The following is a 16,694-nucleotide window of genomic DNA, read 5'->3' on the forward strand; positions in this document are numbered from 1 at the left end:
CAGATGACTATGAATAACGTTTTACGCCCGCCGGCCGTTCCATTGGTGACGATCGATCCTTACTTCAGCGTATGGTCGATGGCGGACCGTCTCACCGATGATTTTACGCGGCACTGGACCGGCAAACGAAACGCGCTTACCGGAATCATCCGGATCGACGGCGTCCCCTGGCGCTTCGCCGGGCTGCTTGAGCCAAACGCGGAAAACTACTACACTGAGCCGGAGGCGATCCCGCAAACCGGGCTTGAAGTGACTCCGCTCTCCAGCATTTATCGTTTTGAGGCGGCGGGAGTCCGGCTTGAGGTGAAATTTACGAGCCCGCTGCTTTTGGATGATCTTGAGCTGCTGTCGCGGCCCGCTTCCTACGTGCATTTCCGCGTATGTTCCGTGGACGGCCGGCCGCATTCCGTGCGGATCTATTTTGACGCGACCGGGGAATGGTGCGTAAACACCAGCGATCAAAGCATCGTGTGGCGGCAGGAAAAAACGGACGGCTTGACGCTGCTGCAGGCCGGCCATGCCGAGCAGAACTGCCTGAACGCTTCAGGAGACGACCGGCGGATCGATTGGGGCTACTTTTATTTGGCGGCGAGAGAAGGAGCCGATACCCGCACCTTTATGGACACCGCCGCTGTCCGCAAGGCATTTGCGAGAACCGGGGAAGCGGAGCTGGAGCCCGGCGGCATCGGAAAGAACCTGTCGCGAATGCCCCAGCCGCAGCCGGTGAGGGACAGTCAGTTCGTCATGGCCTGCTTGTGGGACTGCGGGGAAGTAGCCGAAGCGGAGAAGACGAATTTGATCGTGCTCGCTTACGACGATGTTTACGCGATCGAATATTTCGGCCAGAAGCTGGAGGCTTATTGGAAAAAAGACGGCCAAACCGCTCCGGCGATGCTGGCGGAGGCGTACCGGGAGTATGCCGAAATCATGGAACGCTGCGGCTCATTCGACCGGCAGCTCCGGGCGGACGCGACTGCCGCCGGCGGTGATAAATACGCCGACATTCTGGCTTTGTCCTACCGCCAGGCCATCGCCGCGCACAAACTGGTCACAGGCCCGGAAGGCGAGTTGCTTTTCATGTCCAAGGAATGTTTCAGCAACGGCTGCATCGCGACGGTGGACGTAAGTTATCCTTCGATCCCGCTGTTTTTGCTGTACCGGCCTGAACTCGTGCGGGGAATGATGCGGCCGATTTTCCGATATGCGGCAAGTGAAGCTTGGCCGTTTGATTTCGCGCCGCATGACGTCGGACAGTACCCGCTGGCGAACGGCCAGGTGTACGGGGGAAACGCCCTGGACGGACAAATGCCGGTCGAGGAATGCGGCAACATGCTCATCATGGCCGCCGCGGTCAGCTTGGCCGACCGGAACATGGAGTTCGTGCGGAAGCATCGGGAGCTGTTGAAAGGGTGGGCGGACTATTTGCTGGAACATGGGCTGGACCCGGAAAACCAGCTTTGCACGGATGATTTTGCCGGGCATTTGGCCCGCAACGCCAATCTTTCGGCGAAGGCGGTCATGGGGGTGGCCGGCTATTCGCTGCTGCTCGGTCTGCTTGACCAGCCGGAAGAAGCAGAGCGCTATAAGGCCGCGGCCAAAGAGATGGCCGTACGCTGGGCGGAACTGGCCGAGGAGCGGAGCGGCGGAAAAAATGGAGACAGCGGAGCTCGCAGCCATACCGTGCTGGCGTTTGGCCAAGAGGGCACGTGGAGCCTGAAATACAATTTGATCTGGGACTTTTTGTTTGGCACCCGCTTATTTGACGAGGAGATCGTCCGGCGGGAAGCGGCCTGGTATGTGTCGCAGGGGGACCGGTACGGCGTGCCGCTGGATAGCCGCGAGCATTACACGAAGGCCGATTGGCTCGTTTGGGCCGCCTCGCTGGCGGAGAACCGGGACGATTTCCTCCGGTTGATCGAGCCGCTTTGGGATTTCCTGAACGAAACGCGCGATCGCGTGCCCTTTTCGGATTGGTATGACACCCGGACGGCCCGGCAGATGAACTTTCAGCACCGCAGTGTGGTCGGCGGGATGTTTATCAAGCTGCTGCAGGAGAAAGGCTTAGGTTCGGCCGTTTCTCAAGTGACCCAATAGCCTGATTGGAAATATCCAATAGAATTGGAAATCTAATGGTAAATACAGCTGCTAGATTGGATATTTCCAATAGATTGGGGTCGGCGGGGCCCCAAACGGGCGATTTGAGTGAAATCTATTGGTTTTTTTCCAATGAGAGCTCAAAATTCCGTTCGATTACCGCCGATCGATTGGAATTTTTCCAATGAGCCTTGAATGGTGGCGTACCTCCCCCTAATGGCACGCCGGCAGGGATACCGCCTCGACCCGGAGATCGCCGTACAGGCTGGTCTGCGCGGTTGAGCAGGAATAGGCCGTGCCGCCGGTGAGGTCGAGCAGGGTCAGCCGCTCGCCGTGTTTGGCCCCGGTGTCGATGCCGAGGCGTCCGGCGGCCTGCCAGATTGCGCCGGGTTTGGCGCCCAGTTTGTAGGTCGGCGTGTGGCCGAATACGACGGTGTATCCGCAGTCCGGCGCGGCGTTCCAAAAGTCTTCGCGAATCCCGGTAAGGTCTTCGGGGGATTGGCGTTCCAGGGAGCGGCCCGGACGGATACCCGCGTGCACGAACAGCCAAGGGCCTACGGTCGTATAAAAAGGCAGCCCGCTTAACCAATCCAGCCGGGCATGCGGGACAAGCGCCTCGGGAATTGGGCCGGCCTGTTTCAACAGGTTCATTTCCAAATTCCCGAGCAGAGCCGTCGCCCCGTCCAAGGCGAGCTGCTGAATCTGCTCCAGCGTTCCCCAGGTATCCGGGTCCGCGTTAATGTAATCGCCCAGCAGAATCAGGCGATCCCGCCGGGCATCGTAAGCGGAAGCGGCCAGCAGCAGCTTCAGTCCTTCCCCGTGGCCGTGAATGTCGGAGATCGCCAGCAAGCGCGATCGATGGGTGAGTGGGTTCATTTTGCCGTAACCTTTCGTTCTTCGTTTTGACGCGCAGCATAAATATACGCGTTTGCCTTGGGCAGCATGACGGTGTGCCGGGTGTTCACCGGAAGCGGCGACGCGCTTAGCACGTACAGCTTGTGCCCTGTGTCCGTTTCGGCCATGACCCGCCAGCGCGTCCCTTCGAAGGTGCAGTGAACCACGTTTACGGGCAGAAGGTTTTCTCCTTCCCGGCTCTCCGCGGCAACGCCGCCTTCGATCAGCCGCAATTGCTCCGGCCGGAACAGCAGCTCGGCTGCGGCGCCGTCCGGCAGACCGGAGCACTCCGGCCCCGCGGCGCCTTCGATACGGGTTGCACCTTCCATGCGGGGAACGTCATTTCCGCTCCCCGCGCCGCCGATGCGGATCGCGTACCCGCCGCTTCGCTCCAGCAGCCCGGGCAGGCGGTTGATGGCGCCGAGCAGGGAGGCGACCCACGGGCTGGCCGGGCGGGTAAAGCACTCCTGCGGCGTTCCGATCTGGTCGATAGCGCCGCCGCGCAAAATGAGCAGCCTGTCGGCCATCGAAAAAGCTTCCTCCGGGTCGTGCGTGACATGGAAAACGCTCATGCCCAGCTTGCGGAACAAATAGGCCATCTCCGCGCGCATTTCGATGCGCAGGCGCATGTCGAGATTGGATAAGGGCTCGTCCAGCAAAATCAGCTTTGGACGGGTGGCCAGGGCGCGGGCGATGGCCACGCGCTGCTGTTGTCCGCCCGACAGCTGCGGAGGCAAGCGGCGCTCCAGACCGCCCAGATGCAGCAGTTCCAGCAGCTCGCCGACCCGCGCGGCCTTTTCCTCGCGCCCCAGCTTCCTCAGCCCGTAGGCCACATTGTCGAACACGTTCATATGCGGCCAGAGGGCGTAATCCTGAAACACCATGTTGACGTTTCGTCTCTCGGGCGGGACCATCCCGCCGGGAGAAGCGATCGTTTCGCCCTTCAGGCGGATTTCCCCGTCATCGGGGCGGGACAATCCGGCGATCAGCTGCAGCAGCGTCGACTTTCCGCACCCGGAGGGGCCCAGCACACTGATAATTTCGCCTTCCTTCATATCGAAAGAGACGCCGCCGAGCGCCTGAAACGAACCGTACCGTTTCGTCAGCCCGCGAATTTCCAGCAACGTGCCGGCCGAGGGAGTTTCGGTCGAAAAAGTTCCGGCTGAGGACGTCCCGATTGAGGACGTTCCAGCCGTAGACGTTCTAACCAAGGACATGCCGGCCGAGGACGTGCCCGTCGCGGGCATGCCGATTGTGGACGTGCCCGCAGTTGTCACTCTAGTAGTCATGACTTAACCTCCTTGCGCCGCAGAAGCACTTCCAGCAGCAGAATAATCAGGACGACAATGGTTCCGCCAAAAACGGTGGCGGCCGAGGCGTACCCGAACTTCATGTCTTCAAAAGCTTTGTTGACGGATACCGGAAACGTGATGAAATTCGGCGGGAACAAAATCGAGTTGACCGCCAAATCGAACACGCCGGACCCGAACGCCGCCAGTCCGGCGGACAGCAACGCACCGTGGATCAGCGGAGCCAGCACGCGGCGGATCCGGCCCAGCCAGGTGTCCCCGTTCAACTGAGCGGCATGCAGCAGGCTGCCCGGCACCTTGGCCATCGCCCCGATCAGCACCCTCGTGATGACCGGGATCGCCCCGGCGATCGCCGCCAGCACGAGAATGGACGGTTTGCCGTAAAGCAGCAGCCCGATATTGTCCAACCAGCGCTGATTCCACACGAAGATGTAACCGATACCCAGCACGACGCCGGGCACGGCGAGCGTGACGAGCGATAAAACCTCAATGCCGCGTTTGAGGCGGAACTGGGAATAGTTCAGCACGTAAGCCGCCATCAAGCCGATCAGCAGGCCAAGCGCGGCGGCAAGCAGCGCGATCGCAAGCGAACGCTCAAGCCCGACGAGCAGTTCGGAGCCGCTGTGAAACAGGGAGCGGTAGTGCTCCAGAGTCAGGTTCCCGGGCTGCAGCCCGCCGGTCTGCGTTTTTAAAAAAGACAGCAGTACATTGGAACCGATCGGAATGCCGATGACAACCAGCAAAAAGGCCAGATTCAACGCGGCGAGCGGCCATTTGAGGCGCCCGGCCGGTTTCGGCACCGCAGGCACGGCGCGGGCCGACAAGAAGTCGAATCTGGAGCGGCGCAGCGCGTAAAACTGCACCAGCATCGCCGCGCCGATCAGCAGCACGAGGTAAAAGGACAACACCCCGGCCATGTCAAAACGGATCGGCGACGTATACAGCGCCGAGTAGATCGAATAAGGCAGCGTCGGGAAGCGGTACACGGCCGCGATCGAAGCCGGAAGCCCGAAATCGCCGACCGTGTCCATAAACACGAGCGCCGCTCCGGCTAGGAAGGCCGGAAGCAGCAGCGGGGCCTGAATCGTGCGCCAGACCCGCCACGGGGAGGCGCCGCTGAGCCTCGCCGCCTCCGCCAGCTGCTCCACCTTCCACTCCATCGCCGAGCGCACGCTTAAATAAGCGAGCGGAAATTTGCTGAGCGTCATGACCGCGATCAGGCCGGCCGGCTGAAACACCGCCGGGGTGATCCAGGTCCAGCCCAGCAGCTTCGCGGCCAGGCCGCCGCCTGCCGAAAACATCACCCAGCCCTGGGCCAAAATGAAGGAGGGCATGATCAGCAAAATCCAGACGGCGGCGTCCAGCAGCCGGGCGGTCGGGAACTGCCGGCTGGAGCGGACCATCGCCAGTCCCCCGCCGAGCAGCGTAGCCAGAACGGTCGTTCCGCTGGCGAGAACGACCGAATTTTCCAATGATTTTTGCCATAACGGGCGGCGGAAGATTTCCAGCAGCAGGCTGAGATCCCCCCGTTCCCAGTTGCCTTAAAACACGCCGGGCAGCAGCACCTGGATGAACACGGCCAGCAGGGGATACAGCACGAGCACGAACAGGATCAGGCTGACGGACCACCCGAGACGGTCTTGCGTTTGTCGCAGCATAGGCCGGTTATTTTACCGCTTTATCGGCGAACCATTGTTTGATTTCCGCCTCATGCTCCGCGGCCCAGACGGCGTCGGCGGCGACCAGCTTGGCGTTTGGATCGCGGTCTTCCTTCGGTTTGGCCCCTGCGGCGGACGGCTCGAAATAAGCTTCATCGCCGCGGTCGACCAGTTCCTGCTGCGTTTTCGGATCGAGCAAAAACTCGATGAATGCTTTGGCGGCGTTCAGGTTTTTTGTATCCTTCTGAATCGCGGCCACCCGCACGGATGCCGGCGCGCCTTCTTCCGGCCAGACGATGCCGATCGGCTCGCCGGAGGCCAACATGCTGTAGGCGTTCGATTCCTGCAGGGCGGCGATTTTCACTTCGCCCGCAGTCAGGGCTTGTACGACCTGCGGATTTTTCGGATATACGCGAAGGCCGTTGTTAAACCAGGAGTCAAAAAACGCCTTTCCCCCGTCCATGCCTTCCTGCTCAAAGAAACGGGCGACGAACGGATAGGCCGGAGCGGCGATCGCCGGGTCCGCCGTGGCGATGATGTCCTTATATTCCGGTTTGGCGAAGTCCGCCCATGATTTTGGGGCCAGGTCTTCCGTAAAGCTGTTTTTGTTGTACACGATCACCCCGGCCGCGTGGGCGCCCGTCGGGTAGTAAGCTTGGTTTTCAGGCACATAGCCGCGGTAGGTTTCCGTCAAGTTGGCGACGTTGTCGGGCGTCCAGCCCGTAAGCAGCTGCCCCTGCTGGCCGAGCCCGTTGATCGACGGCATCATGTCCGCCCAAACGACGTCCCAATGCGGATTGCCTTTCTCCGCCTCGATGCGCGACATGATTTCCGCCCCGTTCCCGGTGACGAGATTCACCTTGTACCGGGTGCTCTTCTCAAACATTTCGGCGATAATATCGTCAAAATCGTTCAAGTAGACGGTAAGCGTTCCTTCGTCCTTGACAGGTTCTTCAGTGGAACCGGCGTTGCCGCCGTCTGCGCCTTGCGCGGCTCCCGATCCATTTCCGGCGGCTTCCGCACCGGCGCCACCGGCCGTATTTTGCGCGCCGCCGCTTCCGTTTCCGCCCGCTCCTCCGCAGGCGGTCAACGCCAGCGACAACAGCAGCGTCAACAACAGTAAACCGATTCCCCGATTTCGTTTATTTTTCATCTTCATACTCCCTTCAAGGCGTATATTTCACGTCGGGGCCATTGACGCACTTGCCCTTCGGCCTCCTCGCTGCTTCAAATTTAACAACCAACAATCAGCAACATGTTAACGCAGCGTACAATTTATGTTAAATAATGTTTATATATATTGATATTAGTATAGATTTAATCTATATTTCTGTTCAGAAGGGGGAATCGCGACATGAACATTCAACAGTTAAAAGTGCTGCAGGAGATCGGCTCGGGAAAAACGCTGCGGGAGGCGGCGGAAAAGTTAGGGTTAAAGCAGCCGACGGTAAGCTTTCATTTGCGGAAGCTGGAGGAGGAGCTCGGCCTGGAACTGACCCGCAAGTCGGCCCGCAAGCTGCGTCCGAGCGAGGCTGCCGCCGATCTGCTGCCTTATGTGCGGCGCATCGTGGCCCTGACCGCAGAGATGGAGGAGCGCGCCGCCGAACATCGGGAAGGAAGGGGAGGCAAGCTGCGGCTCGGGGCGAGTTATACGCCGGCCACCTATTTCCTGCCTCCTTACTTCGCGGGATTTCAGAAGCTTCACCCGGACGTCAGGCTGCTGCTGTCGGTCAAAAAAGCCGACACCGTGCTGGCGATGCTGCGCAATTACGAAGTCGACGCGGCGATCGTCTCCTTGCCGGATACGGACCCGCAGGACATGATCATCGTCCCGCTTGTCGCCGATGAGCTGCAGTTGGTGCTTGCGCCGGCGCACCCGCTCGCCAATCAAACGGGACTGACGGCCCGCGATCTGCGGCTGGAGACGTTTTTGCTGCACGAACCGGGATCGACTTCCCGCCGGCTAACCGAAGCTTGGGCGGCGGGGATCGGCCTTCGTTTCCATGCGGTGATGGAGCTCGGAGCGATCGAAACGATGAAGGAAGCGGTGAAATGCAACATCGGGATCGCCGTGCTGCCCCGGCGGAGCGTGGTGCGGGAAACCGCGTCCGGCGAGCTGATCCGCCGCGATCTGCCGGGGTACAGCAACAGCCGGCGGATATGCCTTGTGTACCGGGAAGAAAAATCGCTGTCCCCCAGCGTCCGCAAATTTAACGAATATCTTCTGGAGCAGCTGCCGAAGCATTGATCGAAAAAAAGGATAGCCCCTCCTCTGCAAAGAGGAGGGGCTATTGCAGCCGTATAAGGCGTCAGAAGCGAAACGTAATTTTACCGTCCGCATCGTGGTCCCTGACGATCGCCCTTAAACGGAAAAGCTCCAGGCGATTGCATTCGCACTCAAGTATGCCGTGTTCTTCCCCGTTGTCCGCAGAGAAGGTCCGAAAGGCGGCGCTGAGGTTTAAATACCGCTGCAAATCCGCCTGAATTTCCCGGTAATTCCGGGTTTGGATCAGGACGGTATAGGTGAATCTAAAGCCTTGAACCGGTATCTTTACGGCCTCAAAGGCGAGTATATATGCGATCACGGAATAGATCGCCTGATTGAAACCAAAATGGAAGCCGGCTGCAATCAGGATCGTACAATTGAAGATCAGAATGATCCATTCCGGCGATATTATTCCAAAGCGCATAAACTCTGCGGCCTGTTCCGCGGTATCCAGGGCGCCGCCGAAACGAAGCGCCAGGCCGATGCCCATGCCGAGCGACAGCCCGCCGAGCAGTGCGGCAGGAAGCTGTTCGCCGGTCAGGGACGGGTAAGGGTGCAGTATGACCGTTCCCAGCGAGAAAACGAGCAGGCCCAACACGGTGAAAATTCCGAACGTGAAGTCGATTCTGTTACGTTGAAGCAGCAGAAAAGGGACGTTAAACAAGAAAAGAAACAATCCCAACCTCATTTCCGTTTTGAAAGCAAATAAAGCGGACAATCCGGTCATTCCGCCCACGACAATGCCATGGGGCATCAGGAATAATTCCAGCCCGATGGAAGCGAGCAAGGCTCCGGCGATCACGCCCAAACAGCGTATTGCCGCATGGCTCTGATGCCGCACGATGTTCATAGGGGAGCCGACGCTGCCCTTTTGTTTCAAATGAGCCCCTCCTTTCGACTAGCGTATTTTTATACGGTCTTAGGGTGGTGGCGGTCCGAAGTTATTAGGCAGTTGACAATATGATTTAATTCAACTGCTTCCACTCAATAGAATCTGTTTAATTTGCTGTTGGTGCAGCCGTTCGCCGAGAACGACAACCATCGCTTCCGCGGTCAGAAGCAAATCGGCGCCGGGGTTGACGTGTTTCGTATGGTTTTTCTCGATCACCGCGATAATGGTCGCCCCGGAGCGCTGCCGGATCCGCAGTTCGCCGATCGTTTTGCCGATCGCTTTATAGTGGGGTTCGAGTTTGTACCATTCAATGATGAGATCGCCCAGGGCCACTTCGATATTTTCCAGCGCCGTCGGCTGGTACGTTACCCCTCCGATGATGGATGACACGTATCTCGCTTCGTCGTCGTCGAGCGAAACCTTAGAGATGCTGGTATCGGGATCGTCATTGTCAAAATGATAAAGCTCGCGCCGGCCATCGTCATGGATAATAATGGTCAGTTTTTCACCGCTACGGGTTTGGATCGCAAATTTTTTACCGATTCCCGGGAGAATTGTTTCTTTGAGATTCATTTGAGTCAAGCCTCCAGTTTTATGGTCGCTTTCTGATTTTGGGTATTGCAAAACAAGCCTGAAGCTGCGGGCCGTTTGGACCGGCTTAAGGACTTTGTAAAACCGAAAAAAATGTCAAGCCGTAAACATACTTGTGAATTTAATGGGCATTAGCAGCAGCCGTTTCAAAAACAGGCAAAACAACGGGCGGAATTGAACCCAGGCGGCGATCAATACCAGCACCGCTTCGGCAGGCACTTTGAAGAAACTCTGCGCGGTTCTGTCGATGAAAAGCTTGCCGTAAGGCGAGGAAGCGTTGAGACGCAAAGGTGTTTTGTGAGAATTGTGGTAATCCGTTTCAAACGCCTCCCTTTCCGTGGTCTCCGGAACGACCGGAGCCCAGGAGAAGGAAGGGAGGAATAAGGTCAACAACAACGAGAACAGAAGCAGCGGGGAAACCGCAAGTTTGCCCAGCCCATCGATCCGCGTTTTCATGATGCCCCCTCCTCTTCGTGCAAAATGGATTATTTTAAGGATAGCATATAAAGCGTATTTAATGAAAGGAAACAGCCCGTTTTAGATCAGGAAGTAACGGATCAGCACATATGCGGCGGAAAGCGCCACCGATAAAATCATAAGCGGAAAACCGTATTTCAAAAATTTCATAAACGTAATCGGTTCGCCCTCCTTGGCGGACATGCCGGCCGCGATGAGGTTCGCGCTGGCGCCGATCAGCGTGCCGTTGCCGCCCAGGCAGGCGCCCAGCGCCAAACTCCACCAGAGCGGCTCCAGGTTGGCGATACCCATGCTCCCCATATCCTGGATCATCGGAATCATCGTGGCGACAAACGGAATGTTGTCGAGGAACGAGGAAGCGGCAGCGCTAAGCCAGAGAATCAGCATGGACGTCAGCAGCGTATCCCCTCCGGTCAGACCTATGGCCCATTCCGCAAGCCGTTTGATGGTGCCGGTATCGATCAGCCCCCCCACAAGCACGAACAGTCCGATAAAGAAAAAGATCGTCGGCCATTCTACGGTTTGGAACGCCCGTTCCATCACGTGCTCTCCGGTGATCAACAGCAGCAGGAACGCGCCGGCTAGGGCCACCGTGGCCGATTCCAGATGAAACGTCTGATGCGTAAAGAACCCCAGCAGGGTTAACCCCAAGACGACGAGGCATTTGACGAGCAGCTTTTGATCCGTGATCAGGCCGTGCAGGCTGATGTTCATAATGCTCTGTTGATGTTCCGGCGCCGTTTGCAGACTTTTGCGGAACATTAGGATGAAGATCGGCAGCGTCACGGCCATGATCAAAATCGCGATCGGTGCCAGGTTTTGCAGGAAAGCGGTGAAGGTCAGCTCTTTCACGGCGCTGCCAATCATAATGTTCGGCGGATCTCCGATCAGGGTGGCCGTGCCGCCGATATTCGAGGCGATGACCAGCGAAAACACATAAGGAAACGCCTTGACCTTCAGCTGGCGGGTAATGCTGAAGGCGACCGGAACCATCAGAATGATGGTCGTCACGTTGTCGAGAAACGCGGAGCCGATCGCCGTGATCAAAGCGAGCAGCCACAGGATCGTAACCGGGTTCCCTTTGGCCTTGCGGGCCGTCCAGATGCCGATATATTTGAAAAGCCCCGTTTCCGCAGTCGTGTTCACGATGATCATCATGCCGATGAGCAGTCCCAGCGTGTTGAAGTCGATGTGATGAACCGCCGATTCCTGATCGACGATGCCGAGCGTGATCATCAGGACCGCACCGGCCATGGCCAGCAAGGTCCGATGGATTTTTTCCGAAATAATGAGTGCGTACGTCAGCAAAAAGATGCCGATCGCCCAGATGGCTTGTTGCTCCATAAAAACCCCTCCCAGACAGTTTGCCATGATCCGAGATACCCTTAGATTTCCATGCAGGGGCCGAATTATGCCTTACAGGTCCGAAAAAAGGCAAAAAGAGCCGCAACGTGGCAGGCTCCTCCGATAACTGTCATTTTCTTTTGTATAGTTGTGCTTTTCCATTATATTATCTGCCTTTTGAATTGTAAAGACAAAACCGCCGCCGTTTGCCGGGCCGCTTTCTGCCCTATAGGCCGAAGCCTACCTCGACTTAGGTCCAGGATGAAAAACCGTCCCCGGTCCGTTTTGAAAAACCCCGGTTCCTCCTAGAATAGAGACATAAGGTTGATCAAATGAGAGGCGGTGATAATCAAATGAGAACAAATCGACCGAACGGTTTCGCACTTTTACTGATTGCCCTGGGGGTTCTGATCTTGCTTGGGAAGCTTCCGCAAATTTTCGGATTCCTGACTCCCGTTCTGGGCAGCCTTTTCGGGCTTGTGATCGCGGCGCTGATGGTAGGGCTTGGGATTTACGGCATCCGCCAAGGGAACGCGTTTTTCGGATGGATCGTACTGATCATCGGCGTCATTTCCCTGATCTCCAAGCTGGCTTGGTTGATCGTCCCGGTGCTCGGCATCGGATTAATCGTATACGGCATTTCCTCCTTGCGGGGAAGAAGGGGTTACTGATACAGGGAATAAGCATTGTCACTTGAAAAACGGATGAACCGAAAGGTTAGGAGGGAAGGCAAGCATGAGTGTATTTCGTCGGGTACGGGATATCACGGTAGCCACATTAAACGAAAGATTGGAGCAATCTCAAGATCCGGTGCGGTTGATCGACCAGTTTCTGATTGAAACCCGCCAGGAAATCGCCGAGGCGGAGAAGCTGCATTATCAATACTCCGGACACGCCAAACAGCTCAAGCAGCAGGTGGATCAGGCGAAGGTGATGCGTGACAAGCGCGAGGAACAGGCGCTGCTCGCCCTTAAAGCAGGGGAGGAGCACCTGGCCAAGCTGGCGCTTCAGGAGAAACTGCTGTATGAGGAGAAGATCGAACAGTATTCCGATTTGTATACGCAAAGCCTGGAGTCGCTGCAGGAGCTGGAAAGCCAACTTCATGAGCTGAAAACCGAATATCAGGTTGTTTACAGCAAACGCCAGTATTATTTTGCCAGAATGGAGACGCTCCGTTTGCAGCAGCGGATGAACCAGCGGATGAGCGGGTACGGCGCGGCGGATGTGCCGAAAATGTTCAACCGTTTGGAGGACCGGGTTTCCGATATGGAATGGGAGGCCCGCAGCCTTCGCGAGCTGCGCAAAGCCGGCGAGGATTTTGCCAACCAGGCCGGGTCCATGATTCAGTCGACTCTGGAACAGGAGCTCTCCCGATTGAAGCAGAAGCTGAATAAGCCAAAAGGAGAGTAAGGCTATGAACAAATTGTACCGTTCCAGAAGAGACCGTTGGATCAGCGGTTTGCTCGGCGGGCTCGGCGAGTATTTGGGCGTCAGTTCCTGGGTGCTTCGTCTGCTGATGCTGATCAGTATTCCGATTACGGGCGGAACGACGGTATTCATCTATTTTATCGCGGCGCTGGTTGTTTCCAAAGAGCCTTATGCACCGTACGATCCGTATTATAACGGCGGATGGCCGGGCGGAGGGTTCGGACCGTCTTACGGCCCCAGACGTCCCGATGATTTTAGAGATCCGCGTTTCCATGACCGTCCTCCCTATGGCGGAGGAAACGGAGGCCCCTACGGCAACCGGCCGCCGCAGTACGGTTCGGGAGCGCCGGGGGCGGGCTTTTCGGCCGGCGGGGCGTCCAACCTGGATTCGATGATGGAAGATATCGAGAAGAAAGCGATGCAAAAAGAACTGGAAGAGCTGCGCAAAAAGCTCTCCAACTACGAGAAGGGAGAAGTGTAAAACATGGGAGTATTTAAAAGAATTAAAGATATCACGAAAGCGTCGGTTAACGATTTGCTCGATAAGGTAGAAGATCCGATTGTGATGCTCAACCAATACTTGCGCGATATGGAGGCGGAAATCCGCGACGCCGAGGTGACGGTGGCGAAGCAGATGGCCAACGAGCGCAGAATGAAACAGCGTTTGGATGAGGCCGCGCGCATTTCCGCCCAGCGCGAAGCGCAGGCTGAACTGGCCCTCCGCAACGGCCAAGAGGAAGTGGCCCGCAAAATGCTGGAGGAGAAAATCCATTACGATCAAAAGCAGACCGAATTCGCCGAGCTGCACGCGGGGGCTGAAGCGCATGCCGCTGAACTGAAACAGCAATTGCACGATATGAAGGATGAATTCTACAAGCTGCGCAACAAACGCAACGAGCTGGTCAGCCGCGCGCAAATGGCCAAGGCCAGAAAGCAGATGTCGCAAATCAGCACCCTGCATTCGATCGAAAGCGGCAATGCCTCGCTTGGCTTCCACCGTATGGAGGAGAAGATCATGCAGATGGAAGCGGAGGCCGAAGTAGCCGGCGTCGCCTACCGGGGAACAACGCCTTCTACGTACATCAACCCGGCCGATGCCGAAAAACAGCTGAAGGTCGATGCCCAGCTTGATGCGCTGAAAGCCAAATTGAATGGCCTCGCAAAACCGGAGGAAAATAAGGAATAAGCTACACGTCGTTTGGGACTTGTGGTATGCTAAGTCATGGTAAAGCCATACGGCACGGATTCATGCCGTTATGGCTTTTCCGATTCTTTGAACCTGCGAAGGAGGTGCGGCATGGAAAAGCGGAAAAGGTTCTTGGCCATCGGACTTATTGGACTTGGGGTTCTGCTGATATTTGGAAAGTGGCTGAGCTTTTTTACCATCGCCGCCCTCTTCTTTTTGGTCTTTGGGATTTATTCAGTGCGCCGTGGTGAACGAGTGAAGACGGGGTATATATTCCTGGCGATCGGCGGCGGCATCATCCTGCTGGACAATTTTATGCTGGTTCTGGCGATTCTGATGATTTCGCTCGGCTTCTATTATGCCAAAATCCGCAAAACCCAGCCCCAGGGCAATTACGTGCAAAAGCAAAACATTACGTCCAGCGTTCATTGGGACCGCGATCCTTGGAGTTTGCGGAACACCAGCATGTGGCATGTGCTCGGGGAGCTGGATATCGACTTGTCGCTCGCCATCGTGGAGGGACAAAGCAATATTTTGATGTTCCAGGGGATCGTCGGCGACGTGGACCTGGTGGTGCCGGAAGATTACGGCGTCGAAATCGAAGCGTTTGTCCTGTTCGGACAAATCGACTTTGGTCCGGACAAAGAGACGGGGATGTTGAATCGGCTGTACTGGAAGTCGCCGAATTACGACGCCCGCGAACAAAAAGTTAAAATTATGATTTCCTACCTTGTAGGAGACGTTGATATACGGTTAACTTGAGACAGGAGGATCGCCCCGCATGAGAAAAAGAAAACCGAGCAATATGGTGTCCCGCGGCATGCGCGGAGGAATTCTCCTGTCCGTTATTATTGTGGCAGCCACTTTTTACGTGCTGTATACATACGGATATTTCAGGCCGCAAGCGTCCTGGCCGACGGGAATCCGGGCGGGCCTCACGCTGTTCTCGCTGCTGGTCGTGATCGGTGCCGCCTATGGCTTCTTTCAGGGGTACCGGCCGAAGCGGAAGATCGATGAGCTGCGCGACGCGCTGCTGCAATGGGAAAAGGGCAGCCAGGTCGGCATGGTTCCCCGGCTGGGCGAGGATGAAATAGGCAGGCTGGGGGAACAGCTGGAGCGTATCGGCAAACGTTGGGAAGAGCAGGTGTCTTCCCTGCAGCGGTTGTCGACGCATAACGCCCAGCTCGCCGAGCAGGCGCGGGTGTCGGCGATTGTCGAGGAGCGGCAGCGGCTGGCGCGGGAGCTGCATGACGCGGTGTCCCAGCAGCTGTTCGCCATATCGATGACCGCCACGGCCGTGAGCCGGACGCTGGAGAAGGATTTCGACAAGGCGCAGCGCCAGGTGGAGCTGATCGAGGAGATGGCCTCCGTGGCCCAATCCGAGATGCGCGCGCTGCTGCTGCATTTGCGCCCGGTTTATTTGGAGGGCAAGGAGTTGTCCCAAGGCTTGCGCGACCTTGTGCGGGAGCTGAAAACAAAGGTGCCGATGGACCTGACTCTGGAAATGGACGAAGATCTGAACCTGGGGAAAGGGATCGAAAACCACTTGTTCCGGATCATCCAGGAGGCCATGTCCAATACGCTCCGCCATGCCAAAGCGGATAAGATGGAGATTCGGATTCACCGGCGGGGCGAGGCGGTTAAGGTGACTTTGCGGGACAACGGGGTCGGTTTCCAAATGGACGGCAAAAAGCAGGCTTCGTACGGTTTGTCGACGATGCAGGAGCGCGTGCACGAGGTCGGCGGCTCGATTCAGTTCATCACCGCGCCCGGCAAGGGAACGCGGATTGAGATCACGATACCTTTAATCCATGAAGAAAGCGGGGGGACGGACAGCGATGGAGCTGGACAATGAACAGGAAATCAAAGTGCTGCTGGTCGACGATCACGAGATGGTGAGAATCGGCCTGGCGGCGGTGCTGGGAACCGAAGAAGGGATTGAGGTCGTCGGAGAGGCGAGCAGCGGGGAAGAAGGCATCCGGCTGGCGCAGGAATACAAGCCTGACGTCGTGCTGATGGATTTGGTCATGGAAGGGATGGACGGCATCGAGGCGACCCGGGAGCTGCTGAAAATGCACCCGGAATGCAAGGTGATCGTGCTGACCAGCTACCTTGACGACGAGAAGATGTATCCGGTGATCGAGGCGGGCGCGTTCAGCTATCTGCTTAAAACGTCGCGCGCGTCCGAAATCGCCGAAGCGATCCGCGCCGCGGCCCGCGGCCAATCCGTGCTCGAATCGCAAGTGGCCTCGAAAATGATGAACCGGTTCCGCCAGCCCAAGGTGGAGGCGCCGGCCCACGAGGAACTGACCGAGCGGGAGATGGACGTGCTGCGTCTGCTGGCCCAGGGCAAATCCAACCAGGATATCGCCGACGAGCTGATCATCGGCGTCAAAACGGTGAAATTCCACGTGACGAACATATTGGCGAAGCTGGGGGTCGAGGACCGCACCCAAGCGGCCATTTACGCATACAAAAACGGCTTGGCGGAGTGATGGACTTCGCCGGGCCGTTTTTGCGGTTTGCCGGGGATCGATCTGGCCGATGGGGGAAC

General features: G+C 57.3%; 17 protein-coding genes. 9 read left to right on the plus strand and 8 right to left on the minus strand.

The annotated features are described in order from the left end of the window. Positions 1 to 9 precede the first annotated feature (9 nt). On the plus strand, positions 10 to 2,094 hold the full coding sequence (locus tag NYE74_RS09160) for a glutaminase family protein (protein ID WP_124333219.1): 2,085 nt from the start codon (positions 10 to 12) through the stop codon (positions 2,092 to 2,094). 213 nt (positions 2,095 to 2,307) lie between these two features. Here the strand turns inward: NYE74_RS09160 and NYE74_RS09165 are convergent, their stop codons facing one another. The 4 genes from NYE74_RS09165 to NYE74_RS09180 all read right to left on the minus strand — a co-directional run bounded on the left by NYE74_RS09165 (position 2,308) and on the right by NYE74_RS09180 (position 7,109). Then, a complete protein-coding gene (locus tag NYE74_RS09165) occupies positions 2,308 to 2,970 on the minus strand; it encodes a metallophosphoesterase (protein WP_341004749.1) in 663 nt (220 codons plus the stop codon). Continuing rightward, a complete protein-coding gene (locus tag NYE74_RS09170) occupies positions 2,967 to 4,277 on the minus strand; it encodes an ABC transporter ATP-binding protein (protein ID WP_341004750.1) in 1,311 nt (436 codons plus the stop codon). Before NYE74_RS09170 ends, NYE74_RS09165 begins: the two co-directional genes overlap by 4 nt. Continuing rightward, a complete protein-coding gene (locus NYE74_RS09175) occupies positions 4,274 to 5,770 on the minus strand; it encodes an ABC transporter permease (protein WP_341004751.1) in 1,497 nt (498 codons plus the stop codon). The genes NYE74_RS09170 and NYE74_RS09175 overlap by 4 nt, the downstream gene beginning before the upstream one ends. Before the next feature lie 193 nt (positions 5,771 to 5,963). After that, positions 5,964 to 7,109: an extracellular solute-binding protein gene (locus NYE74_RS09180; RefSeq protein WP_341004752.1), complete on the minus strand. Its 1,146-nt coding sequence runs from the start codon at positions 7,107 to 7,109 to the stop codon at positions 5,964 to 5,966. Between the two features lie 201 nt (positions 7,110 to 7,310). Between NYE74_RS09180 and NYE74_RS09185 the strand changes: the two genes are divergently transcribed. After that, positions 7,311 to 8,204: a LysR substrate-binding domain-containing protein gene (locus NYE74_RS09185; RefSeq protein WP_036619777.1), complete on the plus strand. Its 894-nt coding sequence runs from the start codon at positions 7,311 to 7,313 to the stop codon at positions 8,202 to 8,204. Positions 8,205 to 8,265: 61 nt separating this feature from the next. Here NYE74_RS09185 and NYE74_RS09190 read toward each other — a convergent pair whose 3' ends face one another. The 4 genes from NYE74_RS09190 to NYE74_RS09205 all read right to left on the minus strand — a co-directional run bounded on the left by NYE74_RS09190 (position 8,266) and on the right by NYE74_RS09205 (position 11,526). After that, a complete protein-coding gene (locus NYE74_RS09190) occupies positions 8,266 to 9,102 on the minus strand; it encodes a YitT family protein (RefSeq protein ID WP_051985263.1) in 837 nt (278 codons plus the stop codon). Positions 9,103 to 9,192: 90 nt separating this feature from the next. Next, the gene (locus NYE74_RS09195; RefSeq protein ID WP_036619779.1) at positions 9,193 to 9,687 is read right to left on the minus strand and encodes a cation:proton antiporter regulatory subunit; all 495 of its coding nucleotides are present in this window, start codon (positions 9,685 to 9,687) and stop codon (positions 9,193 to 9,195) included. 114 nt (positions 9,688 to 9,801) lie between these two features. Further along, complete coding sequence (locus NYE74_RS09200) at positions 9,802 to 10,161, minus strand: hypothetical protein (RefSeq protein ID WP_341004753.1); 360 nt, start codon at positions 10,159 to 10,161, stop codon at positions 9,802 to 9,804. An 81-nt stretch (positions 10,162 to 10,242) separates the two neighbouring features. After that, entirely contained in the window at positions 10,243 to 11,526 is a 1,284-nt protein-coding gene (locus tag NYE74_RS09205) for an ArsB/NhaD family transporter (RefSeq protein ID WP_036619783.1), read from the minus strand. A gap of 353 nt (positions 11,527 to 11,879) precedes the next feature. On the opposite strand from NYE74_RS09205, the gene NYE74_RS09210 reads away from it, so the two are divergent. The 7 genes from NYE74_RS09210 to NYE74_RS09240 all read left to right on the plus strand — a co-directional run bounded on the left by NYE74_RS09210 (position 11,880) and on the right by NYE74_RS09240 (position 16,635). After that, positions 11,880 to 12,197: a hypothetical protein gene (locus NYE74_RS09210; protein WP_036619784.1), complete on the plus strand. Its 318-nt coding sequence runs from the start codon at positions 11,880 to 11,882 to the stop codon at positions 12,195 to 12,197. A 64-nt stretch (positions 12,198 to 12,261) separates the two neighbouring features. Further along, complete coding sequence (locus tag NYE74_RS09215) at positions 12,262 to 12,936, plus strand: PspA/IM30 family protein (protein WP_036619785.1); 675 nt, start codon at positions 12,262 to 12,264, stop codon at positions 12,934 to 12,936. Between the two features lie 4 nt (positions 12,937 to 12,940). Then, positions 12,941 to 13,435: a PspC domain-containing protein gene (locus NYE74_RS09220; protein ID WP_036619786.1), complete on the plus strand. Its 495-nt coding sequence runs from the start codon at positions 12,941 to 12,943 to the stop codon at positions 13,433 to 13,435. 3 nt (positions 13,436 to 13,438) lie between these two features. Then, entirely contained in the window at positions 13,439 to 14,140 is a 702-nt protein-coding gene (locus tag NYE74_RS09225; protein WP_036619788.1) for a PspA/IM30 family protein, read from the plus strand. 111 nt (positions 14,141 to 14,251) lie between these two features. Beyond that, positions 14,252 to 14,902, plus strand: a complete 651-nt coding sequence (gene liaF / locus NYE74_RS09230) for a cell wall-active antibiotics response protein LiaF (protein ID WP_036619790.1) — start codon at positions 14,252 to 14,254, stop codon at positions 14,900 to 14,902. Between the two features lie 19 nt (positions 14,903 to 14,921). Then, a complete protein-coding gene (locus tag NYE74_RS09235) occupies positions 14,922 to 15,995 on the plus strand; it encodes a sensor histidine kinase (protein ID WP_036619792.1) in 1,074 nt (357 codons plus the stop codon). Then, positions 15,979 to 16,635, plus strand: coding sequence for a response regulator transcription factor (locus NYE74_RS09240; protein ID WP_036619793.1), 657 nt, complete (start codon positions 15,979 to 15,981; stop codon positions 16,633 to 16,635). The genes NYE74_RS09235 and NYE74_RS09240 overlap by 17 nt, the downstream gene beginning before the upstream one ends. The last annotated feature ends 59 nt before the right edge of the window (positions 16,636 to 16,694 follow it).

Source organism: Paenibacillus sp. FSL P4-0127 (assembly GCF_038007325.1).
Lineage (GTDB): Bacteria > Bacillota > Bacilli > Paenibacillales > Paenibacillaceae > Fontibacillus > Fontibacillus macerans.

What these genes read in the sequence shown, in the direction of transcription:
- NYE74_RS09160 (WP_124333219.1), top strand. Translation starts at nt 10, where the DNA reads ATGAATAACGTTTTACGCCCGCCGGCCGTTCCATTGGTGACGATCGAT.
- NYE74_RS09165 (WP_341004749.1), bottom strand. Translation starts at nt 2,970, where the DNA reads ATGAACCCACTCACCCATCGATCGCGCTTGCTGGCGATCTCCGACATT.
- NYE74_RS09170 (WP_341004750.1), bottom strand. Translation starts at nt 4,277, where the DNA reads ATGACTACTAGAGTGACAACTGCGGGCACGTCCACAATCGGCATGCCC.
- NYE74_RS09180 (WP_341004752.1), bottom strand. Translation starts at nt 7,109, where the DNA reads ATGAAAAATAAACGAAATCGGGGAATCGGTTTACTGTTGTTGACGCTG.
- NYE74_RS09185 (WP_036619777.1), top strand. Translation starts at nt 7,311, where the DNA reads ATGAACATTCAACAGTTAAAAGTGCTGCAGGAGATCGGCTCGGGAAAA.
- NYE74_RS09195 (WP_036619779.1), bottom strand. Translation starts at nt 9,687, where the DNA reads ATGAATCTCAAAGAAACAATTCTCCCGGGAATCGGTAAAAAATTTGCG.
- NYE74_RS09200 (WP_341004753.1), bottom strand. Translation starts at nt 10,161, where the DNA reads ATGAAAACGCGGATCGATGGGCTGGGCAAACTTGCGGTTTCCCCGCTG.
- NYE74_RS09205 (WP_036619783.1), bottom strand. Translation starts at nt 11,526, where the DNA reads ATGGAGCAACAAGCCATCTGGGCGATCGGCATCTTTTTGCTGACGTAC.
- NYE74_RS09210 (WP_036619784.1), top strand. Translation starts at nt 11,880, where the DNA reads ATGAGAACAAATCGACCGAACGGTTTCGCACTTTTACTGATTGCCCTG.
- NYE74_RS09215 (WP_036619785.1), top strand. Translation starts at nt 12,262, where the DNA reads ATGAGTGTATTTCGTCGGGTACGGGATATCACGGTAGCCACATTAAAC.
- NYE74_RS09220 (WP_036619786.1), top strand. Translation starts at nt 12,941, where the DNA reads ATGAACAAATTGTACCGTTCCAGAAGAGACCGTTGGATCAGCGGTTTG.
- NYE74_RS09225 (WP_036619788.1), top strand. Translation starts at nt 13,439, where the DNA reads ATGGGAGTATTTAAAAGAATTAAAGATATCACGAAAGCGTCGGTTAAC.
- liaF (WP_036619790.1), top strand. Translation starts at nt 14,252, where the DNA reads ATGGAAAAGCGGAAAAGGTTCTTGGCCATCGGACTTATTGGACTTGGG.
- NYE74_RS09235 (WP_036619792.1), top strand. Translation starts at nt 14,922, where the DNA reads ATGAGAAAAAGAAAACCGAGCAATATGGTGTCCCGCGGCATGCGCGGA.
- NYE74_RS09240 (WP_036619793.1), top strand. Translation starts at nt 15,979, where the DNA reads ATGGAGCTGGACAATGAACAGGAAATCAAAGTGCTGCTGGTCGACGAT.